Here is a 25,951-nt window from a genome sequence, read left to right as displayed (position 1 = left end):
TTGAATAACTGTTAATAGTCTATAGTCTATAGTTTATCGTTTTCGGACCATAAATTATAGACTATTTTTTTATTGTTATATATTTTTGAACACGTTCTTTAACTAAACGAAAACAAAATAATTAATTTTATATATCCGTAATTAATCATGTAATACTGGCAATAACAAGCCTGTCAAATATTTTCTCTCCAAAATACCTGCGATTTAGCTTGTAAACAAATTCATTAAGATATAACTGCAAGTATTTTCTCTTAATTTTATGGTAATTACCTGTAAAATTTCGTTTTGCATTACTAATTGCTATATGCACCCATTTCAGGGTTTCTTTAGTGGTTTTTTCATTAGATATTTCACTAATATGTAATTCTACATAGTCAGCTATATTAACATATGATGTGCTTTTTAGAACTTAGCCTAAAACAATAATCGCTTTAAAATAATTATATTAAATACTTTGTATTGTAAGAATAATACAGTATATTCTTATGAAAATTAAAAAACAGCACCAAGAATTTTCTTGATGCTATTTTTTTTTATACGTTAAACTAAATAAGATATTTAAGGAGATCATGGATCTTAACCTTTATTCATAAATGTTTTTTAAGGAAAAAAAAACAAAAATTGACAAAACTTTTGCTTAATTACAGAAAACATTTGAATTTAAGAATTATTATTTGAATCCTTAAACTCCGTTGGAGTTACTTTAAACAATTCTTTAAACGTTTTACTAAAATAAGCTGTAGAATTAAACCCAGTAAGGTAGGTTACCTCCTTAATAGAGTTGCTACTTTGCTTTAGCAACTGAGAAGCATACTTTAATCTTATTGATCTAATAAAATAACTTGGGTTTTGACCAGTAAGAGACGTTATTTTTCTATATAATTGTGATTTACCTATACCCATTTCTTCTAACAAGTTTTCTTGCTTAAAGTCAACATTACTAATATTATCCATTATAATTTTGGTTGCTTTATCTAAGAAAACCTCATCTATATTATTCGAAGTAACTTCACGTGAAGGTAAAACCCCTCCAATCTCTGAGAACTTTTTTCTAAGCCTAATCTTAGCTTCTAATAAGTTTCTAATTCGAGATTTTAAGACACTTGTAACAAATGGTTTTGAAATATAGCCGTCTGCTCCACTATCGTAGCCTAATATTTTATCATCTTCTAATGTTCTTGCTGTTAATAAAATAATAGGTATATGACAAGATTCAAATTCTGATTTCAACATTTTACACATGTCAAACCCATCCATAATTGGCATCATTACATCACTTACTATAATGTCTGGATAGTGCTTTTTAACCATTTTTAACCCCTCACTCCCATTTACAGCCTCCTTAACAATATAAGAATCTTTTAAATCGTTTTTAAGATGTAATCTTAACTCTTTATTATCTTCAACTAACAAGATCGTTGGCTTTTTAACATTGTCTCCAGACTCGTTATCAGAATCAGATTCATGGGTACTACTACCTATATCATCATTTGATGTTAACATATCATACTCAACAGATTTCATTGAGTTAATTAAAAATTCATTTTTAACATTCTCAACCACCTCAGGTTCTGCCTTTACATCTAATGGCAGTCTTACAACAAATTTACTTCCCCTAAGATGTTCACTCTCTACAAAAATTTCACCACCATGTAAATCTACTAATGCTTGTGTAAAGTTAAGCCCAATCCCTGTACCAGTTTTAGTAGAATCTACATTATAAAAACGAGAAAAAACATTTTTTATTTGTTCCTTACTTAATCCAATACCAGTATCTTCGACAATTATTTCAACATAATTCCCTAACTTTTGTTTCTTAAAAAAGAAAAATTTAGATTTATTTTTTTCTTCTAAAACCTTATTAACAGAAACAGTTATTTCTCCATCACTGTTGGTATATTTTATAGCGTTTGAAATTAAATTTGTTATAATCTTTTCTACTTTATCAAAATCAAATAAAAGGTTTATATTTTTATGATTCGTTTTAAATTGATAAATAATTTCCTTTTTTGCTGCCACCCCTTTAAAAAGTGAAAAAATATCTTCACTGAATTTTACAACATTTCCTTTTTCTAGTCTTAATGGTGCCATACCAGCATCCATTTTTCTATAATCTAATAATTGATTTACTAAATGTAATAGTCTTCTAGCACTTCTTTGTATAGATAATGCTGACTTTTTTGTGGTTTCTGGATCACCATTAAAATTCTTTAATATCTTATCTACAGGGTTTAATATAAGCGTTAAAGGTGTTCTAAACTCATGAGAAACGTTTACAAAAAATTGAAGTTTCATTTGATCTAAATCGCGTAACTGAACCTGCTTTATTTTTAATGTATAAAATCTAAGAATTAGATAAGAAAGCAATAAACCAGAAATAGTGTATAATAAATATGCCCACCAAGTTTTCCAAGGTGGTGGTAAAATTGTAAATTTTATACTAGTTGATTTTGCATTTTCTAATTGTCTATCTGTTGATGCTTTTACTTTAAAAACATAATCTCCAGGTAACATATTTGAATAGTTTACATCTCTTCTAGATGCTACTTCTATAAAATCTTGATCTAAGCCTTCCATTTTATAGGTGTATTGAACTTGGTCAGGATTTTCAAAATACAACGCCAAAAACTCAAAAGAAATATAATTCTCATCATGCTTGAAAATAATATTTTTATTATTTTCTATTGAATTCTTTAATAAAACTCTACCGTTAATTGTATCTCCAACAAATATCTTTTTGTTATTTAATTTAAGACTAGTTATTTTAGGAAATACAGAGTCTGGTTTTTTTAATAAAATATCATTCGGGTTAAAGATATTGAACCCATTTAATCCTCCAATGAGTATTTCTCCTTCTTTTGTTTTTTCGATTGATTTTCTATTATATTCTGTTCCTTGTAATCCATCATAAGTATTAAAGTTTTTAATTTTATGTGTCTTTGGATCAAGTAAAGAAAGACCTCCTTTAGAAGTTATCCATAAATTATTATTATTATCAGCCTTAACTCCAACTACAAGATCGTTAGGTAAACCATCTTGTAAGGTATAAGTCTTTACAAGATTTAATTCTTTATCTAATTTATACAATCCACTATCGGCACCTACCCAAATATTTCCAAAAGAATCTTCAGTTATATAATTAATTCCATAACCTTGAATCCCTATTTCTTTAACTTCATAAAAATCTATATTTTTTGGAATAAAAGCATCTAATTTATTTAACTCAACAAAATTTAATCCTAATGAAGTACCAATTAACAATCGTTGTTTAGAATCAATATATGTATAGATAATATCATTACTTACTAAACTATTTTCTTTTTTAAAATCACTCTTATAATTATAGAAGTTTTGAATTTTTCTATCAAAAAGACTTATTCCTTCTGTTCTTAAACCAAACCACAATCTATTTTTAGAATCTTCGACGCCAGTCCAAACTGAATTTTGACCAATAGAATTAGGGTCATTTACATCATGTAAATATCTTTTATTTTTTTTGGTCTCTGGATTAAATTTATTTACACCTCCATCTAGCGTACATACCCAAATATTACCATCCTTGGTTTCAAAAGTATACAACATCCTATTTGAACTCAGAGAATTATTGTCTTTATAGTTATGACTAAAATGTTGGAAAGTATTATTTTCTTTATTTAAAAGGTTAAGTCCTCCATCATAAGTACCAATCCAAATTCTTTGATTACTATCTTCTAAAATCGATTGCACTATTGTTTCACTCAACCCTTTTGGGTTATCTGGCTGATAATAATAATGACTAAAAGAATACTTAGGAGGATCTAATTTACTAATTCCTTTATCATAACTTCCTATCCAAAAAATACCATTTTCCCCTTCAAATATGTCTGTAGGCTTATTATTTGCTATTGAAAAAGGATCTGAATGATTTTTTACAATATGTTGCTGAATAATATTCCCTCCTTTTTTAAATATAAAAATACCATGACCATCTGTAGACACCCATAACAAACCTTTTTTATCTTGATAAAGGCTCCTAATAGGAACACTATAATCAACAATAGAAATATGTTTGAAACTATCTTCCTTTTTATCCCATAAAATTAGATTAGAAAGATCATTACCTATCCAAAAATCATTATCATTATCAATTAAAATCTGTTTAGGAATATGATCTAATTCATAAGGTTTTTTATTTGCAATAATTTTTCGCTCAAAAACATCTAACTTTGAATTGTATCTATTAAGATTAAGTCCACTTGTACCAATCCATATTGTGTTTTCTCGATCTCTTACAATAACACTTGCACTATTATTATCAATTGTAGATAAATTAGATTCACTATGTAAATAATATGAATAATTTAATTTATCAATATTATTATAAAAATCTTCTAGAACAATTTTTACAACTCCACTATTAGTAGCTACCCAAAGCGTATTATTAATTTCGTCATATAATAAATCGTTAATAATTTGTTTGTAATTGCTTAATAACGAAATTTTATTGTGAAGATTTATGTGTTTGAAAGCATTGTTTTTCTTATTAAATAAATTCAACCCATTATTAGTACCTATCCAAAGATTTCCGTTATTATCTTGGTCTATAGCGTTAATTCTATTATTACTAATTGAAGTATCATCATTTAATACTGACTTATAAACTTCAAATTCATAACCATTGTATTTATTTAATCCATCAATTGTTCCAAACCACAGAAACCCTTCTTTGTCTTGAAATATTTCTAAAATAGTACTGCTAGATAATCCATCAACAGTATCTAAATTTTCAAATTTTAAGCTATTAGATTGTCCCAAAATTGTAATTGACAAAAAACAACTAATAATTATTATTATACTTCTTTTAAAACTCATATTTATTCTTTGAAAAATTATTCAAAATAAACTCTTAGACCATTTCACTCTAAAAAAAATGAACATTAAAAAATAACGAACAATTGACATGCAAATTACGAAAGAAAATTGAAATGCAAGTTATAAAATATAGCATTGTAATATATACTTCTCTACATAAAAATCAACTTATTTATTTAAATACATCGTTACTAGATCGTCAAAACAAATGATGCCTGCTTTTTTTTGATGTAATCTTGGTTTACTGTATTTGTGTATTACATCGTAACCTTCTTTTATGAATTCGAAACTTATTTCTAATTTAAGTTAATTCAGACAAACATCTTAGAGGTGAAATCTTCATGAATAGTGTTTTTACTAGAAATTCAAGCTTACCACGTTTACCAAAACCTTATCACTAAAATAATCGCTGTAACGCCTATTATTGTTGAGTTTTACCAGCTTTACCACATTTACCATCCACTATAAGTATAAGTTTTTATTTGATTCAAAAAAGTTTGAACAAAAGTATTTTATGAGGAATAAAAAAAAATATAACAGGCAGTTAGAGTTATCATAAATCATTGCTCCATTAGTCATACCAGCTCTATCTTCAATAAATTTAGTTTTTTCTTTAACATTAATAATCTCGAAAAAAAAACCTTACAGCGACTCTCTGCGAATGACCTTATGTATACAAAATTGAGTGTACCATTATTAGACAACTCCTTGTTTTATAAATAATCAAGCGTCTTCTAGTATTGGTACATTAAGAAATATCATTTAATCAAATGATTCATTAAAAACAATATTAAATAATGTGTAAGAGTCACTATTACTTTTCAACTCACACAACTAATCTATCGATTTACAAACGGTTAGAAGCTTACAAGGAATCTAAAAATTTAAGCGAAGAAGGCTTAGAACTTCTCGGCCTATTTTTAAAAGAGTACCCAACAAGAAACAAAAATTTAAGTGTAAAAGATTTCTGTTCAACCTTCATAATGAAGTATAAAGAACAATTAAACGAACATGTAGTCCCTAAGGTACCCATCTTAAAAGATTTTCTATATAATTACTTAGGGTACTCTGAAAAATGGGGAGCTAGCACTAAATCTTATGGAAAAAACTCAAAAATACTTGCAGATCAAATCAATGAACAGGATCTTATTAAAGAGATGACAGACTCAAAGAAATCTCTTAAAAAGCTACTAAATGCTTCTGGAGGAGATCTTTCCGCTGTAAAACTTTTCTTACCCGCACTTATGATATCTCTAAAAACAAACACTAGAGATAAAAGTAAGATGAGATATAAACATACAGGTGAATTCTGTTTTGATTTCGACAAGTTTAAAGATACTGAAGAAGCAATATATTGGATGAAAAAAGTTTGGAAAGACTCCAGCTTAAATCCATATCTAAGCTTCATTTCTCCTAGAGGGAAGGGTTTTAAAATGTTCTGTAAAATAGATATTTCTGATACAGATTTTATAAATGACTTTCATTCAGAAGATCCTGATGTTGTAAAACAGCATCATAAAGTTTTTTATGAGGGAGCAGTAAAAGAATTGTTATCTAAATTCCCTGAACTAAAGAAAAAAATTGATACCTCTACAAATGACCCAACACGTTTAACTTACATACCTTTTGTTGCTGATAAAGATAATGGGTTTATATATGACCCAAATAGAATTTCTAACTATTCAAAAATTGTAAAGCAACAAAGAAAATTAATCCGTAAAGAGCTTTATAAAAATATTGCCAAACACCAAGTTGAGGTAAATCGAATTATGAAAGAGCAAGGTATTACCTCTCAAGAAGAAGCCTATTATATCTTTCAAAAAAAGAAAACCATTCCTTTTGATCTAGAATCAGAAACTGAAAAGTTTGAAAAAGTAATTGAATTTTTAGAGGAGCTTTCAAATAAAGATTCGGTTGTAGAACAATTTGTTTCTGAACATTTTGATAATTATGGAACACTTCAGAAATTGAGTTGGGTCTTATTCGGAGTTTTAGGAGAGCTAGCTGTTGAAAATTTGCTGAGACTAGTTCCTGAAGGTTCCAACAAAAAAGATGAAAATCATGGAGATTACAGATGGACTGTTCGTTCAAAAGACGACTATAGTAATGAAGTATTAAAATCATTGAAACCTGCTCCATTTTATGCTTTAGTCCGTAAGTTAGAAGAGGTTGATGATTTTATATATGAAAACTTCGGAATTTCCAATACTGATAAGACTGAAATAAAGCTCTTGAATGACTATTATGATACTTATGTAAGAAATATAAATCTCGAGGCTGAAGGAAATAATCAAGCGGATACTATGGAATTTCTAGATGATATAACGCAATATATGGATAAGAAAAAAATACGTCTTCCTCTTATTGAAGAACTTGAGAGTATCACTCCAGAATTTACATTAGAACCTAATGAGTATTTAGATAAAAATGTAATGCATGATCTATTTCAAAATAAATACCCTGATAAAAGAATATTCTTTTTGAGGAGCCAGTGCGGTAAGTAATAGTGCCGTCTTAAGGTGGAAACCTTAAGTAATAAAACCTTTGAATTCAGAGAAGGCTAAGGATGTAAATCTATGCTAATTCTGAGCTAAGTAAATCTTACAAAAACAGTTGTACCATTATTAGACAACCCCTTGTTTTATATATAATCAAGCGTCTTCTAATATCGGTACACGATAAAAAGATTAAAAAGTGCAGAGACTATCCCATTTTGGGAGTACGCCAGAAGTCTGGTGGAAGCGGAGGTTACCTATAGAAAAGGTAAAGATATAGTCCGATCTTACAGGAAACTGTAAGCAGAAAGTTATTTAATAATAATCTTTCGGAAATGAACTAACGACTCATTTTGAACATACATGACTGGCAAAAACAGTATTACAGGAAATCATCAATATAAAATGCCTGGAAGAATTTTACTTTGCTCACCTTATACAAGTATTATTAATCAGGCTGCATATGACGCTTGGCATTCAAATCATAAAGGACCTAAATTATTTTCACATTCTGACATAGGGTCTGTTATAGGAAATTTAAAAAAGTCAGACGACGAAACGATTCGTTTTGATTATGAGAAAACACTTAAAGGCAAAGACCTACCTATAGACGAGGAACTTGTTGTGTACACAACCTATAATCAAATACTAAACACACCATTTGAAGAACTTGCAACTCAAAAGTACATAGTAATTGATGAATCTCATTCATTATCTGATGGACTAGGTTATAGAGCAGATATTATTGCTGAGGTTATTCTTTATCTTATTGAATTTGTGAGAAGGAAAGCTAAAGCTAAAACAAAAATCATCTTTATGTCTGGTACTCCTAATGTTGAGACTCATGTGGTACAGGATCTCATGCAGGAATATAAATTAAATCACCTTTATCAACGTGTAATTATAAATAAGAAATATAAATTCAAACCTACCATACATTTAACACATCTTGATACTAATAATGGTGAACAAAGATCAACTGCTGTGATACGTCAAATACACAAGTATTACAAACAAGGAAGAAAAGTTGTTCATATTTTTAATTTTAAGGATAAAATGGACAATTACACTAAAGAAATCCAATCCAAGTTATCTTCAGATATTAAAGTAGGACTGTTTTATTCTGGTTCAAATGGAGAATGCACAAATAATATTTTGGAGGGGAAATTCGGAGATTATGATGTCATTTTAACAACCACCTATTTTATAAATGGAATTAACATCAACAGAGATGGAATAACTGAGGATGATTTTTTAGCAGAAAAATCTTCAACTCAAAAATACGGAGTTGTAATAGATTTAGGAAAAAGGCATACTACTATTAATGCAAGTGATGCAGTGCAAGCAATGAATAGATTCAGAAATCGAAAATGCCATACCACAGTTTTCTTTCCTAAGATGTTTAGAACTGATCAAAATAATATCTCTAGAAAGTTTGATTGTAATTACTCAGGAAGAGTGCTTTTAGGCATTAACAAATACAACAATCACCTTCTTTCTCAAGACAAAAGTTTAACAGCGGTTATAAAAAAGGACAAAGAAATTGAAGAACAAATGTGTCATTTAGATGAAATTAGAAATAATCCAGATGAAGTCAGATACAATGATATTGTTGAATATCGGAAAAAAAGTGAAAACAAACAGGATATTGTAAATCGTTTAGAAAAGAAAAAATGCATATACGAAGATTGGTTGTGTTCTTTAGATGGCTATCATTTTATGGCTAAAGATGCAGGTTTCTTATCTATAATTAAAAATTCTCATATATCAGAGCCTTTACCTGAAATGACAGAAGACCAAATAAGCTTAGAGAATGAAGTCATTAGAAGTTTTTTGAATAACGAAAAAGCATTGATGTATTTGCACAATCATTTAGATATAGATAAAAGATTTATTATGAAGGCATCAGGTGTAATTAAAAATCCTTTTAGCTCTAAGACAGAAAACTTTATAGTAACTGAATTTAAAAATAATAAATTCATTCTTGGTGGTGATTTTCACGTATCATACGAAAGAGCAATTAACAATTTAATTACGCATCACTTACAATTTACCTATTGGTATGGACCAGATAAGGCAATAGAAATTTTAAGGTACCTGATAAATCCTGAAGTGAAGCTTCTACCAATAAACACAAATAGTTATCTTAAGAAAATTACAAGTTATCTCAAATCATACAAGGCTTTTCAAAACTTTAATCGTTTAGATGGATTGAACTACCTGAAATTTTATGACTTTTTGGCGGATAAAAATTTGGGAATCAAGAAAGAAGTATTTCCTACTTATATCTCTTACACAAATACAAATCCTGAAATAGATATAAAAGAGATTTGGGCTTTAATGCTGAAGGAAAAGACATCGTACTTATTAGACAACTCATATAATTCAGACAAAGATAATCTTAAAGAACATACCAAAAATGAGGTACTGATGAAAAAAATAGATTTAGAAAATTTAGATAGTCAATTAGATCGATTATCAATCTACAAGCCTTTAAAATATTCTAAATCTGGAGATGTCAAATCCTATGAAAGTATTAAAATTCCAAGAATTCTAAGGAGTGATAAAATGATGTTGGCGCTAAATGATCATGAGTATAATAACAAAGAACCAGAGAATTGTACCTATGAGGAGAGTATGATAGAATTTGAGAGTGTTTGGAGTAAATTGAACGTAAAACTTAAAACCCACATCAATCCAAAATTACGTCTTAAGCATACTCACTTAATTGAAATCTATAACAATTTAAAGGAAGCTATAGATCAAAAAAAATTTCAAAAATTAAACGACTGTATCAATAGTTTATTAAATGATCCTAAAAAGAAATCTCTTCCGAAAGTAGCAGAGGTAATTCTAAAACTAAAGAAGGATCTAAAAACTATAAATACTTTTTTATTAGCTGCATGTAAAGCAGTTGATAACAATACCTATAAAAAATTAAATCAAAAAATACCTATGGAATTTATAACTCAAACCTTATTTTGTGAGGAAGATTTTCAATTAGCAACTATAAACAAAAGGTTTAAAGCTAATTTAAAAGAAATAAACCAATATGATGTTTATAACATCTTATTTAAAACATCTGAAATGTATAAAAAATCAATAAGATTAAGTGTTAACACTCCTAAAGGAAGAATTACAATTAATTCTTCTAATCCTGAAGCTGCAAAAATAACTAAACCTGCTTATTTGATTTTTGATCATGAAGTTAAACTTCTTTATGCTGATTTTTCTTCAGTAGAAACTTGTAGTTTTTTATGCACTTATGCGTATAGTAACAATAGTTTTGTGATGAAGGATGGTAGCATCCCTCCTAGGATTTACAACAAAGGAATATATAATCCTGGTACATTTCTGAATGACTATTTTGCAAATAGCTCTGATAGTAAAACTGTAAGCAATTATAGCATCAAAATTTATAATATAAACCTTCTAGATTATAGAAATTTTGCTGATGCTAAAAAGAGAAAAAAGAAGTAAGAAATTAACTTACTTGTAAACAAACCAACCCATATTGGGTTGGTTTCTCTTTTTGATGCTAAATGTTTTTCTTCTTAATCCAAAGAATAATTAAATTGCAACTATCCTTAATAATTTTAATAATTAAATCATTTGCATCCTTTTTTTGATCCATAATTTACAGGTTTTATGTTATATAAATAAGGAGTTTAGGATTAGAAAAAGATCTGTGCCATTTTCAATTATTAAGATCTAGAATTTAAAAGAAATAATAAATTTTAGTGTATACCATCTTCACCATTTGAGATACCATTCACAAAATCTTTAATGATATTCAATTCTCCTGCTAATTCTGATCCTTCAAAACCAGTTATATCATCATAAGAAATCTTTAAATTATAATATGATAAATATTCCTTCGCCAAAGGGATATAAGACCAATGCCACATCTCCATATTATAGCCAGTTCTTCCATTTTCTTTAGAAGTATAAACCTGATAAAACCCATACTTTTTAGCATTTTCTTTTAACCATTGATATTCTTTGGCACCCATCCCTCTTTGAAAATACGAATTGTTGAGGTTGTTTAAATCCATATCTGTTCCCCAATGGTGTCGTGAAGTTGATGGCATTGAGCTATATTCTAAAATCTTTAGTGCTCTTTTAATCGGTGATAAATCTTTGTACCTCTTCCACTTTCTCTCCCAGATCCTTTTCTGCTCATAAAAATTACGAGTACCAGAAATGATCTTTAAATTGATGTTTTCAGCTTTAGCTGCTTCGTGCATTTTGATAAACGCTATATAAACCTCTTTTTGTAAGTAAATTGTTTTTGAGGCATGTATAGCATCAACTTTAACAAAAGAAGTATCTTTTTGGTAGTTGAATTTTCCTAACACAAAATTCTTATCAATAGCTTTAACCTCAACAATTTCTTTAGCTTTCTTAATGGTGTCTATAGAAATTATTGGGTTTACCTTTTTGCTTGACTCTTTCGTCTTTTGATCTTTTTTACAAGATATAATCGTAAAGCTTATCAATACATATAGAAAGTACCTCATCTTACTTTTCTTCAAAGCAACAACCATGTATCCAACCAATATTTCCTGAGGGTGTTTTAATCTGATACCAATATTCATTAATCTCTTCTCCTTTAATAGTTACTTCAGTCTTATTGTCTGACTTTTTATTTAAAAACTCAACAACTGTATTCAAAGGTAAGTTTTCTATTTTTTCTGCATCCAAATCAGGGCTTGTTCTTACTCTTAAATTATCGACCGTAATTAATAATTTTTTAGAATTCGTTGTTTCTTCAATAGCTTCATCTTTAATTTTTTCTTCCTTTACAGTGACTTTTACTTTTTGAAAGTCTTCAATCGTTTTGATGTTTAAAATATTTGAGGATTTAATAAGGTCAGAAGTAGCATTAATATATTCATTCTCAAACTTTGCATCTTTATCTTTTTTTCTTCCTATAAAATCTCTATAGTAATTAGGTTTAGTAAAAGTTTTTATGGCTTTATTTAAAACACTTTTATCATCTAATCCTGGTGTATAGCTTAACGTCTTTTTAAAGTACTTACTGCTGTTATAATAATCTAAAAAGGGGTTAGTTTGACTTCTCTCGTAAGTCTGCGAAATGAAATCTACATCTTTTATTTGTTTTCCATTAAATAATAATTTGAGCTTAATCTTACTTACTGATAATTCAGCATACATTGAATTCATGTATCCATCCTTTCCTTTATCTGAATTAGAACTACTTGATATTACTTTCGTTTTACCTAAAGGTTTAGTTTCAAGAATTTCTATCCTGTATTCATAATTAAGAGGTAATCCATTTTCATCTGTAAGAGTTTGTGAAGATTTATTAAAATGATCTAAGACAAATGCAACCTCTTGATCCCTGACATTAGTCACCTTCTTTACTTTATTCTCTGTTTTATTCTTATTTACTTCTTCTACAACTTCTTTGGTAATCGCATTCAAAGCAGCATATTGTGAGTAGGCAATTCCACCTCCTAACAATGAACAAATCAGAGCTCCGATAATTAATCCTTTTTCATGATTGTGTTTTAAAGCAATTACAAGCCCTATTAGTGAAATAGAAACAGCGATGATTCCAAAGAAAATCGCAAACAAACCAAATAAAGGAATAAATGAAATTAACAAGGTAAGTATTCCTAGAACTAGTCCTGTGATGCCCAAGCCATTTGAAATGGATTGATACTTTTTTTTTGTATGTTTTCTGTTTTCATAGTATTTATAATAAGATTGTTTTAAATTTTTTCTTTTTCATTTTTTTTGACCTCAAAGTACAAAAATAATAAAATAGTTATGATATATCATAACCTTATCAAACTCTTTATTCAAGTAATTTACTTTATATGAATTATGATGATAAGGAATACTTAAAAAAGTTAGGAAAAAATATATCTAAAATTCGAAGAACTAATAAATTTAGTCAATTAGATATTTGCGCTATTATTTCTATGGAAAAGTCCAATTTGTCGGCTATAGAAAATGGAAGACAAAATCCTACAACTTTAACTTTAAAGAAAATTGCTGATGCAGTGGGAGTGGAGGTTCATGATTTTTTCAAATTTGATTAGTTTGATAAAAAAGGAGCAAACCTCAATTTGTTGTACCTATGTTGTACCTAATAAAAAACCTCAACTGTAAAAAGTTGAGGTTTTCCTTGAGTACTCAAGGAGGGAATCGAACCCTCACTCTCGAAAGAACTGGATTTTGAATCCAGCGCGTCTACCAATTCCGCCACTTGAGCAAGTAATAAATAGGATTGCAAATGTATTAAATTATTTTATTTTAAAGTCTATAAATAAATCTCAAAGTCAATAAATAATTTCTACTTTTGCTATCTAACAACAACACAACAAAAAATACATCTAAATGCCTACAAATCAATTAGCACCAAAACTTTTTGCTTGCAGACAAAGCACAGTTTTGGCAGAAAAAATTGCAAAAGAATACAACACTACTTTAGGAAAAGTTAAAACAACGTATTTTAGTGACGGAGAATTTCAGCCTGCCTTTGAAGAATCTGTAAGAGGTAGAAGAGTTTTTATTATTGGCTCTACATTTCCTAATGCAGATAACTTAATGGAAATGTTATTAATGTGTGATGCAGCAAAAAGAGCATCTGCAAGACATATTACAGCTGTAATGCCATATTTTGGTTGGGCAAGACAAGATAGAAAAGACCAACCAAGAGTTGCTATTGGAGCAAAATTAGTTGCAAAACTTTTAGAGTCTGCAGGGGCAACAAGAATTATGACGATGGACTTACATGCAGATCAAATTCAAGGTTTTTTCGAAAAACCAGTAGATCATCTGTTCGCTTCTACTATTTTTATGCCATATATTAATAGTTTAAAGTTAGACAACTTAACTATTGCCTCTCCAGATATGGGAGGTTCTAAAAGAGCTTATGCATATTCTAAACACTTACATTCTGATGTTGTAATTTGTTATAAACAACGTATAAAAGCGAATCAAATTGGCCATATGGAATTGATTGGAGATGTTCAAGGTAAGAATGTAATTTTAGTTGATGATATGATTGATACTGGAGGAACCCTAGCACATGCAGCAGATTTAATGATGGAAAGAGGAGCATTAAGTGTACGTGCAATTTGTACACATCCAATACTTTCTGGAGGTGCTTATGAAAAAATAGAAAATTCTGGTTTAACAGAGTTAATTGTTTCAGACACAATTCCTTTAAAAAAGACTACATCTAAAATAAAAGTAGTATCTTGCGCGCCATTATTTGCGGATGTTATGCATAAAGTACAAGATAATACCTCAATTAGTGGAAAATTTTTAATGTAAATAATTAATAAAAAAGTAATGAAATCAATTACAATTAAAGGATCAAAAAGAGAAAGCGTGGGTAAAGTAGCAACTAAAGCCTTACGTAATGCTGGTATGGTTCCTTGCGTTATATACGGAGGAGAAAACCCAATACACTTTTCAGCAGAAGAAAAAGCGTTTAAAAACTTGGTATACACTCCAAACGTTTATACAGCAAGTATTGATGTTGATGGACAAAAAATACCAGCAATTTTACAAGACATTCAGTTTCACCCTGTAACAGACAGAATTATTCACGTAGATTTTTATCAGTTATTTGATGATAAAGAAATTACAATGAAAATTCCTGTGAGATTAGTAGGTACATCTCCTGGAGTATTAAATGGTGGTTCTTTACGTTTTACAAATCGTAAATTAAGAGTAAAAGCATTACCAGCTAATTTGCCAGATTTTGTAACAGCAGATATTTCTGAATTAAAAATAGGTAGTAAATTAGTTGTAACATCATTATTTAATGATGATTATACATTTATGCACCCAGACAATACTGTAGTTGTTCAAGTAAGAACTTCTCGTAACGCAACTGAAGATGTTGAAGAAGAGGAAGGTACAGAAGAAGCAACTCCAGAAGCAGCAGCAGAATAAATTTTGCAAACATAATTTACAAAAAGCGTTACTTAACTGTAACGCTTTTTTCTTGTCTTGAATTTATTTCAGGAACTTATAGTATTTTTACCAAATGAATTTAAGAAGCTTTTTCTCTAAAATATTTGGTACAAAAGTTGAATCTAAAGAAGAATTGATGAAGAAATTTTTAATTGTTGGTTTAGGAAATATTGGTGATAAGTATACAAATACGCGCCATAATATTGGTTTTAAAATTCTTGATGAAGTTGCAGAAGAAAATAAGGTGACTTTTGAAACTGAAAAGCTTGGTGATGTTGCTAATTTTCGTTTTAAAGGAAGAACTTTTGTATTGTTAAAGCCAAGTACATTTATGAATTTAAGTGGAAAATCAGTTAAATATTGGATGGATAAAGAGAAAATATCCGTAGAAAATATTTTAATAGTTACAGATGATGTAAATATTGATTTTGGTACAATTCGTTTAAAAGCAAAAGGTTCTGCCGGTGGGCATAATGGATTAAAAGATATTCAAGAAAAACTAAATACCCAAAAATACGCACGTTTTAGATTTGGTGTTGGAGGAAATTATTCTAGAGGAAGACAAGTAGATTTTGTACTTGGAGAATGGAATAAAGAAGAAACAAGCCAATTAATTGAACGTTTACCAACATCAGCAAAAGTTATTACCAGTTTTGGAACTGCTGGATTAGCAAATACAATGAATACTTTTAATGGTAAATAAAAGTATTATCTACTTTAAAATATAAAAAAAAGCTGTCTTTTTAAAGACAGCTTTTTTTGTAATAATATTTTTTAATTCAATTATTGTCTTGCAAGAGTAAAGTTTCCAGAAGCATCAATTGTATTATTGCCTTCAATTACTTCTTCTTCTTTTTCTAAAACTATAGTTGTTTCATTAAAAGTAGCAACATTAAGTTTTCCTTCTAATAAATCTTCAGTTCCTGAGAAAGTAATACTACTGTCTGTTGCGTTAATAGTATAGTTTCCAGACCCATTAAGATTAATTATTTCTATATCTTCAAATTGATCTCCACTTATTAATTTAGTTTTAGTGATTACTCTATAAGCTCCAGAAGAAGTAAATGTTCCGTTAGAGTTCATTACCAAATCAACTTGAAAAGTATCTCCAACAACATCAATAGTTCCTACATCAAATGTAACACCATTTGTAGTTGTACTAATTGTAGAGTTTATGGTTAATTTACTAATATTATAAGTGCCAGCAATATTAGCGTTTGATAATGTAATTGTTGGTTCTTCAGAATCACTACTACAACTTGTAATTGAAACTGTAATAAATAGGATTAAAATAAATTTAAAGAATTTCATAATGATTATTTTTTGTCAAATATAACTTATAATTATAGATGATATTATTCTGTATTTCAATTTTTAAAAGAGAAATTAATTTTCACTTGCAAACCATTCTGCAAAACTAGAGTCTGTTTCTTGTAATTTTATAGAATGTAATTTAATTTTTTTTGGTAGTCTTTTTTTAATTTTTTCAGCAAAATCTATCACCATCATTTCACTTGTTGGTTGATAATCTACCAATAAAACATGATGACCTCTGTCTATTAATTCTTTTGCTAATTCAACATGAGGTGTATTTTTGTTAAATACAGTTGCATGATCAAAAATATCTACAATTTCTTCGTTTACTATTTTTTTTAAATCACCAAAATCAATCACCATACCAAATTTTACATTGGTACTGTCATTAATTGGTTTTCCAGAAACAGTTACAGAAAGCTTGTACGAATGTCCGTGAACGTTTTTACATTTTCCATCATAACCATATAAAGCATGACCTGTTTCAAAATTGAATTGTTTTGTAATTCTAATTGTACTCATTAACGTCTGTTTCTAAATTTGTTATAAAAATATACAATAACTAAAGCTATTGCCAATCCTATAAATAAAAAATCTCCTCCCATTTTGTTTGTATTTTGTTATTTTTCAACTAAAAAATTATGTAAAACATCAGCAATTTTTCTGTTATCAGATAATTGCGGAATCTTATTCTGTCCTCCAAATTTACCAATAGATTTCATATATTCATGAAAACCACCTTTTTTAACTTTTTTAATGATTAATGGGCGTAATACTTTTCCTTCAATTAAATCTAAATAGTAAATATTTTGAGCTTGCATAGAAGCATCTATTTTTGTTGCAAATTCTTCTAAGTTTTCTGGTTCATTTTCAAATTCTATAAACCATTCATGATAAGGTAAGCCACTTGTAGGGTTTACTTGTGGCGCCACAGTAAACTCACTTATATTTATGTTTGTTCCTAAAATTGAATCATTCAGTGCTTTTTCTACTTCTTTACCTATAACATGTTCGCCAAAGGCGGATATAAAATGTTTGATTCTTCCAGTAACTTTAATTCTACAGGGTTTTGTTGATGTAAATTCTACAGTATCTCCAATATTATAACCCCAAAGTCCTGCGGTTGTGTTTAAAATGATGGCATAATTCACACCAATTTTCACATCTTTTAAAGAAATTCTTGTCGGATTTTCATCAAAGAACTCAGTTGCAGGAATAAATTCATAGAAAATACCAGAATTTAATTGCAATAACATTCCTTTTTCTGTTTGAGAATCTTGATAGGCAATAAAACCTTCTGAAGCAGGATATAATTCGATGTAATCTATTTTTTTACCAATTAAACTTTCGAACTTATTTTTATAAGGTTCAAAATTTACACCTCCATAAATAAAGAAATTAAAATTAGGGAACAATTCTGAAACCGATTTTCCTGTTTTTTCAATCAATTTTTCAAAATACATTTGTACCCAAGAAGGAATTCCGCTAATTACAGACATATCTTCATTAATGGTTTCTTCTACAATGGCGTTTACTTTTGTGTCCCAATCTTCAATGCAGTTGGTTTCCCAACTTGGTAATCTGTTTTTTAATAAATATTGTGGCACGTAATGCGCTACAATTCCACTTAAACGACCCAATTTTACTCCGTTTTTATCACTCAAAACAGGACTTCCTTGTAAAAAAATCATTTTACCATTTACAAAACTTGCATCGTTTTTTTCTGCGATATAAAACAATAAAGCATTTCTTGCTGCTTTAATATGTGTTGGCATAGAATCTTTGGTGATGGGTATGTATTTTGCACCCGAAGTTGTACCCGAAGTTTTTGCAAAATAAAGTGGTTTTCCTGTCCAAAGAACATCAGATTCTCCTGCTACAATTCTATCTACATAAGGTCTTAAACCTTCGTAATCTGTAACTTTTACTTGTTTTTTAAAATCTTCATAAGTAGAAATAGTTGAAAAATTATGATCTTTTCCAAAAGCAGTTTTCTTCCCTTTAAAAATTAATTTTTTAAAAACTCTGTCTTGAGTTTTATGTGGGTTTTTAGCCCATTTTTTTACTTTTTTAGTTGCAATTTTAGCAAACGGAATTGCAAAAATAGATTTGATACTCATTATTTAAAATCTATAAAATTAGCTGGGTTTACAGGATATCCACCACTCCAAAGTTCAAAATGTAAATGCGGGCCAGTTGTTAACTCTCCTGTAGAGCCTACAGTAGCAATTACTTCACCAGATTTTACAAAATCTCCTTGTTCTTTTAGTAAATTTCCATTGTGTTTGTATACAGAAATATATTCTTTTGCATGCTTTAAAATGATTACATAACCTGTTTCTGTAGTCCATCCAGAAAAAATTACAGTACCATCTGCAGTTGCTTTTATTGGGTCGCCAGTTTTTGCAGCAATGTCTATTGCAAAGTGCTTAGATGTAGCGTCAAAATTTTGAGAAATGGTTCCGTTTAAAGGTGCAAAAAAGACAATTTTAACAGTGCTTTGGGCGTTGTTTTGTAAAGAAAAACGAGTTTCTCTTTCTACTTTTTCTCTAAAAATAGAATCTTCTTTTGTAGCATCTAATTTACTTTCATCAATTAAACGTTGTCTAGCTTCAGTTTGAATAGAGTCTATACTTTCTGGTTCAATTTCGCCAGTTAAAACAGGTTTTAAGGCTTTTGTGTAGTTTTCTAAAACTGCTAATTTTATTTTTAAAGAATCTGCTTCGAAAGTTAATTTTGCAGCTTTTCTTTTTAATGCTGAAGAAGAATAACCAGGAATATATTCTTTAATTGGTGTAAAAGCAATTAAAACAGTGGTAGCAGCAACAAGTAGAATAGAGAAAATCCCTCCAAAAACAAATACATTTAATCTTGATAGTTTTAATGAAAAACGCTCTTCAAAAGTGTTTTCATTTAAAACAACCAACCTGTATTTATCGGTTAGTTTTTGTTTAAGTTTCCCTTTTTTTTATCCTTTTTAGCCACTAAAGTTTATTTGATGTTTAACAAATATACAACGATTTTTAAGTGAAATTATTTTCTGTAAAAATTCATTTCATCTACATATTCCCAAACTTCTTTAGATAAGAGCGGTTGTATGTTTTTTTTGTATTTAATTCCGTTTCTAATCATGGTAGAAGAAATTTGCACAATTGGCGCATCTACTTTATGAATTTTAGAATGATTTTTAAATTGATGATCAATAGTACCTTCAGCAATTCTAGGGTATACATAAATGTGATGATGTTCTAAAATAGTTTCATAATTCTTCCATTTATGTAAACTTTTTAGATTGTCTTCACCCATAATTAAACAAAATTCTTTGTCTGGATACACTTCAGAAATATGTGCTAATGTGTAAACAGTATAATTTGGTTGCGGTAATTTAAATTCAATATCTGATGGTTTTATCTTCGGATAATTTTCTGTTGCTCTATAAACCATTTCAAAACGATGATAATTATCTAGCAAAGAACTTTTCTTTTTAAATGGATTATGAGGCGTAACAACCATCCATATTTCATCTAAATCAGAATATTCAACCATATGATTGGCAATAATTAAATGCCCAATATGAATAGGATTGAAAGTTCCAAAATATAATCCTACTTTCATTTTTATGCTTTATCTAATTCTAAAAAATTACTAACTAAATTTTCTGCTTCTTTTAGCGCAACTTCTAATTCGTAATTTTTAATAATTTTATCAAACTGTGGTGCTGTTGCTAATTCTACAGAAGCTTTTGCAATACGCATGTTTATTTTGTCTTCACTTTCTGTAGATCGTTTTTTTAAACGAATTTTTAGTTCATCTACACTTGGTGGTTTTACAAAAACAGCTAATGTTTGTTCTGGGTATTTCTTTTTAATTCTTAATCCTCCAACAACATCAATATCAAAAATAACATGTTTTTTTAAAGCCCAAATTCGCTCAACCTCACTTTTTAAAGTTCCGTAAAAGTTATCTCTATAAACTTCTTCCCACTCTAAAAAAGCATCACTCTTAATTTTATCTTTAAATTCTCTTAAATTGATAAAATAATAATCTTCTCCATCTTTTTCAAAACCTCTTGGTTCTCTAGAAGTTGCAGAGATAGAAAACTCTAGATTAAACCTTTCTTGCTTTAATAAATGACGAACAATTGTAGTTTTACCTGAACCAGAAGGCGCAGAAAAGACAAATAATTTTCCTTTAAAATCTGACATAAATTTTCTAATTTTTGTCATTCTGAATTTATTTCAGAATTTTTTATATTAATATTGAGAAGCTAAAACAAGTTCAGCTTGCTTTAAGTTTTATTTAAAGTACGTTTAAAATTTGTTCTTTAATTTGTTCTAATTCGTTTTTCATTTGAATAACAGCTTTTTGCATCGGTGCAAAATTGGCTTTAGAACCTGTGGTGTTTATTTCTCTTCCCATTTCTTGAATTACAAATCCTAATTTTTTACCATTAGAATCTGGTGTGGCAAGTGTTTCTAAGAAATAATCTAAATGATTAGCCAAACGAACTTTTTCTTCATTAATATCTAATTTTTCTAGATAATAAATCAATTCTTGTTCAAAACGATTTTCATCAGTATCAACTTTTAAATCATCAATAGCCTTTTTTAAACGGATTTTTACGTTTTCTACTCTATCTCCATCTAAAGCTTTTACTTCCTCAAGATATCTTTTAATATTTGCAATTCTTTCTTTAAAATCAATTTCTAAAGAAGCGGCTTCATCAATTCTATATTGTACAATTTCTTTTATAGCTTCATCTACGTTTTCGTTGATAAGATTCCACTCGTTTTCATCTAATTCTTCACGTTCCGTTTTTAATGCATCAGGCATTCTTACAGCCATTTTTAGCAATTCAACATCATCAGAACTTCCTGTTTGAACTACATTTCTAAGTTGTTGCATATATTCTTTTACAACTCCATGATTAATAGTTGTAGAAGTTTCATCAGCAGTCATTTCAACAAAAATTGAAAAATCTACTTTACCACGAACTAAAGCACTCGCTAACTTTTTACGAACAGCTAATTCTTTTCCTTTGTAATAAGAAGGAATACGAACGTTTAAATCGAGGTTTTTACTGTTTAAAGATTTAATTTCTATGGTTACTTTTTTTGTAGGTAATTGTAATACAGACTTCCCATAACCAGTCATAGATTGAATCATAAAATCAACATTTTAGATGAAAGGCAAATATAGTTTTTATTTAACAGAAACTTTTACTTGTTTTGTAACTAAATACACACCTAAAAAGATAATAATAGTAGCCAAAATTTTAACTAAGTTTAAAGAATCACTCCCTACAATTAAAGCATAAATTGTAGCAATTACAGGTTGTAAATAAATAAAAACACCTACCGAGGTTGGTTTTAGTTTTGTTAAGCCATAAAGATTAAAAAGATAAGTGATACAGGTTGTAAATACTACTACAAAACCTATTTTTAGATAAATTGAATTAGGCATTGTAGACCAAGAAATTTGATTAAACTCAAATATGCTAAATGGTAATACAAATAATAAACCAAATAAATAGAACCATTTAATGAAAACAAAAGGGTTGTATTTTGAAATTAAATTTTTAACTATAACTAAATACAATCCATAAGAAGTTGCATTAACAAAGACTAAAAAATTTCCTAAAGCTCTATTTCCTGAATCTTGTTCTGAACTATTTCCGTAAACAATAAGAATTACTGCGCCAAGTAATCCAATAAATATACCTAGAATTTTTCTTTTAATTATTTTTTCTTTTAGTAATAAACTTGAAAAAATTAACACCATAATTGGTGAAATTACCATAACAACAGAGGCGCTAATAGGAGTTGTTAAGCTTAATCCTTTAAAAAAAGAAAGCATGTTTAATGCAATTCCAAAAAATGAAGCTAAGATTATTTTTTTGTAATCTTCTTTTTCAATTTTTTGCGATTTCATAAAAAAACCTAAAATCCAAAAAACGATTGTTGCCCCAGCAACTCTTAATAAAATAAAAGCATATGGTTTAACAAAAATTGGCATTACATCTTTTGCTATCGTGTAGTTTAATCCATAAATTAAAGTTGCAATAGAAACTGCTATTAAGGCTAATGTTCTTTGATTCATCAGAAAAATAATGCTAAAAAATGAAATGCAAAGTTGATGATAAATTTTAAATTTATGGCACAAAAAAAGAGCTTCAATAAATTGAAACTCTTTTTACTTTGGTTGATTAACTTTTGATTAGTCCACTAAAGGTGGTATTCTTAAAACCTGACCAGGATAAATTTTATCTGGATGCGATAACATAGGCTTGTTTGCTTCGAAAATTACAGGATACTTCATTGCGTTACCATAATAGTTTTTTGCAATTTTACCTAAAGTATCTCCTCTTTCTACTGTATGAAATTGAGCCATTGCAGCTTCTTCAATTACTTCTACTTCTGCTACAGTTAAATTGTCTTCTACAGATGCAACACCATTTGTGTTACCAACAACTAAAACAACTTTTTCTTTTGTTGCTAAATCTGCAGCTTCTCCCCAAACTTTTACAGCATCATCATCTACTTCAATAGATAAGTCAGCAACTTCAAGTTCTAAAGCAGTAATTGCATTTCTTAATTGTCCAGATTTCTCTGCATTTTCTTCTTCTGTTGTTTTCCCAATGCCGAAAACTGATGCTCCAGCATTTTTAATGAATGAAAAAATTCCCATTTTTTTTAATTTTTGTTAATATTTTGATTTTTTGTACTTATGCAATATACAAATTTTAAGCAATTGCTTTACATTTGTTGATATAATTTATTCAAAAATGATAATTCACCACATACAAGAAAAGAATTCTATTCTTAATAAATTCATCTCAGAAATTAGAGATGTAAAGATTCAAAAAGACTCACTTCGATTTAGAAGAAATATAGAAAGAATTGGAGAAATTCTTGGTTATGAGTTAAGTAAGGAGTTATCGTATTCTAGTATTTCTGTAGAAACACCTTTAGGGAAAAAGAAAGAACAATTATCTAAGAATGATATTGTCTTATGTTCTATTTTAAGAGCAGGTTTGCCTTTACATCAAGGAATGTTGAACTATTTTGATGATGCAGAGAATGCTTTTATTTCTGCATATCGTCATCACCCAAATAATGATGCAAAATTTGAAATAGTTGTAGAGTATTTTGCAGCTCCTTCAATAGAAAACAAAACCTTGCTATTGGCAGACCCAATGTTAGCAACAGGGCAATCTTTAATTGCTGTTTTAGAGGCGATAAAAAAATACGGAACTCCAAAGGAAATTCATATTGCAGTAGTAATAGGTTCTAAAGATGGAATTGAATTTATAAAAGATAAGTTTCCAGAAAACACTCATTTATGGATAGCCGCAATTGATGATGAATTAAACAGTAAAGGATATATAGTTCCTGGTTTAGGAGATGCTGGTGATTTAGCTTTCGGTACTAAATTATAGCCAGAAAAAAGCTGTAATAGCACCTATAAACAATAATCCAAAAAGTATATTTTTCAGATAGTTTTTTTGAATAACTTCAAATCCGTTTGCAATAATTATGGATGCAGGTATTAGTAGAAAAATAATTTCGGATCCATTTTTTTTGGTAATAAACAAAGCAAAAACAATTGCAATAACTGAGTTTATTATTAAGAGAATCCAACTTTTCTTAAAAGAGTTATTTACAGAAAGTGCTTTTGGAGATTTTAAAATAGTGGAAAATAACGTTAAAAGTGAAACTAAACCAAAGATCCAAAGAATATATTTTTCTTCATAAAGAAAAATATTCTCTGCTATATTTAGGTCTAAAAGTTGTGTAAACACTTCCGTGGAATCATTCCACAATAAATAGGCGAAATAGATAATTAAAGGAGTAACGAACCCTATTACAGGAGTTATTAATGTATGAATTGTTATTTTTTGCTGCAATAAAATAGAAGCATAGATAATAACACTAAAAAGTATAGAAAAAGGTTCTAAAATACATAAAACACCTAGCCAAAAACCACTGTCAAATATTTTTTGAATTACTTTTTTAGAGGATCGTAAACTGTATATTTTTCTTAAAAAGAGAAGATGTATTAAGAGTAATGTCAATATTTTAAAATCAAGAATAATTGAAATAAGAGGTATTATTGCCAAAATAAAAAGAAAGAAAGCATAAGAATTATCAAATGTTAGCTTGTTTTTTGAAACAACAAAATTGTAAAAGAAAAAGATCGTTATAAAAATAAAAAAATAAGAAAAGCTTTCAAATACCTTGTACCACGTGAATTCATCTATAAAGATGGCAGAGAAATAAGTAATTAAAAAGAAACAAAAAAACAAGCCTAAATAGACTATAAAATTGATTGGTTTAGATTTCTCTAAAAAATTGGCTAGCATTGTTTCTTTTGTTATTTTTGCAGCGTAAAGATAATTAAGTTATGATAGCAAGCAATATTTTTAGACTGATTGGTAGTTTATTTACTGATTTATTATTCCTTCCTTTTAATTGGTTACGCACAAGTGTAGCACATGCAGATTTTGGTTGGTGGATTTCTAACACAGTAAATTGGGGGTTTCTAGTAGTTTTACTAGTTTTATTCGCATATTGGATGGGTCAATCTAGAAAGTTTGTAAAAGAGGGTACAGAAGACAGAGCTTAATTTTACACATTGGGAAGCAAAAACAAACTAAAACGTTTCAAAGAAAATGAAACGTTCAAAAATGTCATTCAGCCAACAAGAGAAGAAGTTGTAACTAACTTTTCTCATAAAGGTAAGTGGCATTCTTTTTTTGGGAACAACAATCCTATTGTTGTAGAACTTGGTTGTGGTAAAGGAGAATATACTATTGCTTTAGCCAGAAAGAATCCAAATAAAAACTATATTGGTATCGATATAAAAGGCGCTCGTTTTTGGAGAGGAGCAAAAACTGCCTTAGAAGAAAACTTAACAAATGTAGCTTTTGTAAGAACTCAAATAGAATTGGTAGATTTTATTTTTGCAGAGAATGAAGTTTCAGAAATCTGGATTACTTTCCCAGATCCACAAATAAAATTTCAGCGTACCAAGCATAGAATGACAAATTCTAGTTTTATGAAAAAATACCATCATATTTTAAATGATGAAGGTATTATGAATCTTAAAACAGATTCAGAATTTATGCATGGTTATACCTTAGGTTTGTTGCATGGAGAAGGTCATGAGATTTTATATGCAAACCATACTGTATATAAAAACGAAGGTGCACCTAAAGAAGTTACAGAAACACAAACTTTTTACGAAAACCAATATTTAGAGGTTGATAAACCTATTACTTATATAAAATTTAGATTAAAATATTAGAGGGTTTTTTATTGTTAAAAGAGTGA

22 protein-coding genes, 1 tRNA gene and 1 pseudogene are annotated in these 25,951 nt (G+C 28.7%); 9 read left to right on the top strand and 15 right to left on the bottom strand.

Translation table 11 applies throughout. From position 1 onward, the window contains the following. Window positions 1-145: 145 nt before the first annotated feature. Window positions 146-403, bottom strand: a pseudogene (locus PHEL85_RS17655) (transposase); the annotation flags it as partial. Window positions 404-660: 257 nt separating this feature from the next. Beyond that, window positions 661-4,851: a two-component regulator propeller domain-containing protein gene (locus PHEL85_RS10265; RefSeq protein WP_081965120.1), complete on the bottom strand. Its 4,191-nt coding sequence runs from the start codon at window positions 4,849-4,851 to the stop codon at window positions 661-663. A 797-nt stretch (window positions 4,852-5,648) separates the two neighbouring features. Between PHEL85_RS10265 and PHEL85_RS10260 the strand changes: the two genes are divergently transcribed. Beyond that, the gene (locus PHEL85_RS10260; protein WP_081965119.1) at window positions 5,649-7,355 is read left to right on the top strand and encodes a BT4734/BF3469 family protein; all 1,707 of its coding nucleotides are present in this window, start codon (window positions 5,649-5,651) and stop codon (window positions 7,353-7,355) included. 354 nt (window positions 7,356-7,709) lie between these two features. Then, window positions 7,710-10,826 (top strand): DEAD/DEAH box helicase family protein, encoded by a 3,117-nt coding sequence (locus tag PHEL85_RS10255; protein WP_036824717.1) that lies wholly within the window; start codon window positions 7,710-7,712, stop codon window positions 10,824-10,826. 257 nt (window positions 10,827-11,083) lie between these two features. Here PHEL85_RS10255 and PHEL85_RS10250 read toward each other — a convergent pair whose 3' ends face one another. Beyond that, the gene (locus PHEL85_RS10250; RefSeq protein WP_036826181.1) at window positions 11,084-11,866 is read right to left on the bottom strand and encodes a M15 family metallopeptidase; all 783 of its coding nucleotides are present in this window, start codon (window positions 11,864-11,866) and stop codon (window positions 11,084-11,086) included. Window position 11,867: 1 nt separating this feature from the next. Then, window positions 11,868-13,013, bottom strand: coding sequence for an SH3 domain-containing protein (locus PHEL85_RS10245; RefSeq protein WP_156109179.1), 1,146 nt, complete (start codon window positions 13,011-13,013; stop codon window positions 11,868-11,870). 179 nt (window positions 13,014-13,192) lie between these two features. On the opposite strand from PHEL85_RS10245, the gene PHEL85_RS10240 reads away from it, so the two are divergent. Continuing rightward, window positions 13,193-13,417: a helix-turn-helix domain-containing protein gene (locus tag PHEL85_RS10240; RefSeq protein WP_036824712.1), complete on the top strand. Its 225-nt coding sequence runs from the start codon at window positions 13,193-13,195 to the stop codon at window positions 13,415-13,417. Window positions 13,418-13,508: 91 nt separating this feature from the next. Here the strand turns inward: PHEL85_RS10240 and PHEL85_RS10235 are convergent. After that, window positions 13,509-13,590, bottom strand: a tRNA-Leu gene (locus tag PHEL85_RS10235). Between the two features lie 125 nt (window positions 13,591-13,715). On the opposite strand from PHEL85_RS10235, the gene PHEL85_RS10230 reads away from it, so the two are divergent. The 3 genes from PHEL85_RS10230 (at window position 13,716) to pth (ending at window position 16,008) form a co-directional block, all read left to right on the top strand. Next, window positions 13,716-14,657, top strand: a complete 942-nt coding sequence (locus PHEL85_RS10230; protein WP_036824710.1) for a ribose-phosphate pyrophosphokinase — start codon at window positions 13,716-13,718, stop codon at window positions 14,655-14,657. Between the two features lie 18 nt (window positions 14,658-14,675). Beyond that, window positions 14,676-15,284 carry a 50S ribosomal protein L25/general stress protein Ctc gene (locus PHEL85_RS10225; RefSeq protein WP_036824708.1) on the top strand — a complete coding sequence of 203 codons (609 nt, stop codon included), beginning with the start codon at window positions 14,676-14,678 and terminating at the stop codon, window positions 15,282-15,284. Between the two features lie 94 nt (window positions 15,285-15,378). Continuing rightward, window positions 15,379-16,008 (top strand): aminoacyl-tRNA hydrolase, encoded by a 630-nt coding sequence (pth, locus tag PHEL85_RS10220; RefSeq protein WP_052108535.1) that lies wholly within the window; start codon window positions 15,379-15,381, stop codon window positions 16,006-16,008. A gap of 80 nt (window positions 16,009-16,088) precedes the next feature. Here the strand turns inward: pth and PHEL85_RS10215 are convergent, their stop codons facing one another. The 9 genes from PHEL85_RS10215 to lysM form a co-directional block, all read right to left on the bottom strand. After that, the gene (locus PHEL85_RS10215) at window positions 16,089-16,616 is read right to left on the bottom strand and encodes a hypothetical protein (protein ID WP_036824705.1); all 528 of its coding nucleotides are present in this window, start codon (window positions 16,614-16,616) and stop codon (window positions 16,089-16,091) included. Between the two features lie 75 nt (window positions 16,617-16,691). Further along, on the bottom strand, window positions 16,692-17,141 hold the full coding sequence (locus PHEL85_RS10210) for a 6-pyruvoyl trahydropterin synthase family protein (protein WP_036824703.1): 450 nt from the start codon (window positions 17,139-17,141) through the stop codon (window positions 16,692-16,694). Window positions 17,142-17,239: 98 nt separating this feature from the next. After that, window positions 17,240-18,739, bottom strand: a complete 1,500-nt coding sequence (locus PHEL85_RS10205) for a GH3 auxin-responsive promoter family protein (RefSeq protein WP_036824702.1) — start codon at window positions 18,737-18,739, stop codon at window positions 17,240-17,242. Then, window positions 18,739-19,545 (bottom strand): M23 family metallopeptidase, encoded by an 807-nt coding sequence (locus PHEL85_RS10200; protein WP_052108534.1) that lies wholly within the window; start codon window positions 19,543-19,545, stop codon window positions 18,739-18,741. The genes PHEL85_RS10205 and PHEL85_RS10200 overlap by 1 nt, the downstream gene beginning before the upstream one ends. A 107-nt stretch (window positions 19,546-19,652) precedes the next feature. Next, complete coding sequence (nadD, locus tag PHEL85_RS10195) at window positions 19,653-20,234, bottom strand: nicotinate (nicotinamide) nucleotide adenylyltransferase (protein ID WP_036824699.1); 582 nt, start codon at window positions 20,232-20,234, stop codon at window positions 19,653-19,655. A gap of 2 nt (window positions 20,235-20,236) precedes the next feature. Beyond that, window positions 20,237-20,845, bottom strand: a complete 609-nt coding sequence (gene gmk, locus PHEL85_RS10190) for a guanylate kinase (protein ID WP_235318261.1) — start codon at window positions 20,843-20,845, stop codon at window positions 20,237-20,239. 73 nt (window positions 20,846-20,918) lie between these two features. After that, a complete protein-coding gene (locus PHEL85_RS10185; protein WP_036826172.1) occupies window positions 20,919-21,773 on the bottom strand; it encodes a YicC family protein in 855 nt (284 codons plus the stop codon). A 48-nt stretch (window positions 21,774-21,821) separates the two neighbouring features. Then, window positions 21,822-22,718: a DMT family transporter gene (locus tag PHEL85_RS10180; RefSeq protein ID WP_036824697.1), complete on the bottom strand. Its 897-nt coding sequence runs from the start codon at window positions 22,716-22,718 to the stop codon at window positions 21,822-21,824. Window positions 22,719-22,835: 117 nt separating this feature from the next. Further along, window positions 22,836-23,306 (bottom strand): peptidoglycan-binding protein LysM, encoded by a 471-nt coding sequence (lysM, locus tag PHEL85_RS10175; protein WP_036824694.1) that lies wholly within the window; start codon window positions 23,304-23,306, stop codon window positions 22,836-22,838. 97 nt (window positions 23,307-23,403) lie between these two features. On the opposite strand from lysM, the gene upp reads away from it, so the two are divergent. Then, on the top strand, window positions 23,404-24,057 hold the full coding sequence (upp, locus tag PHEL85_RS10170; RefSeq protein WP_036824691.1) for a uracil phosphoribosyltransferase: 654 nt from the start codon (window positions 23,404-23,406) through the stop codon (window positions 24,055-24,057). On the opposite strand, the gene PHEL85_RS10165 is transcribed toward upp, so the two are convergent. Beyond that, entirely contained in the window at window positions 24,052-24,981 is a 930-nt protein-coding gene (locus PHEL85_RS10165) for a DUF6427 family protein (protein WP_036824688.1), read from the bottom strand. The genes upp and PHEL85_RS10165 overlap by 6 nt on opposite strands. Window positions 24,982-25,022: 41 nt before the next feature. On the opposite strand from PHEL85_RS10165, the gene PHEL85_RS10160 reads away from it, so the two are divergent. Both PHEL85_RS10160 and trmB read left to right on the top strand, forming a co-directional pair. Beyond that, window positions 25,023-25,244, top strand: coding sequence for a DUF6341 family protein (locus tag PHEL85_RS10160; RefSeq protein WP_036824686.1), 222 nt, complete (start codon window positions 25,023-25,025; stop codon window positions 25,242-25,244). A 9-nt stretch (window positions 25,245-25,253) separates the two neighbouring features. Beyond that, entirely contained in the window at window positions 25,254-25,925 is a 672-nt protein-coding gene (trmB, locus tag PHEL85_RS10155) for a tRNA (guanosine(46)-N7)-methyltransferase TrmB (protein ID WP_036824683.1), read from the top strand. Window positions 25,926-25,951 lie beyond the last annotated feature (26 nt).

This window comes from Polaribacter sp. Hel1_85 (genome assembly GCF_000766795.1).
Taxonomy (GTDB): domain Bacteria; phylum Bacteroidota; class Bacteroidia; order Flavobacteriales; family Flavobacteriaceae; genus Polaribacter.
Note: the sequence above shows the minus strand (reverse complement) of the source record. Positions and strands in the feature narration are given on the sequence as shown.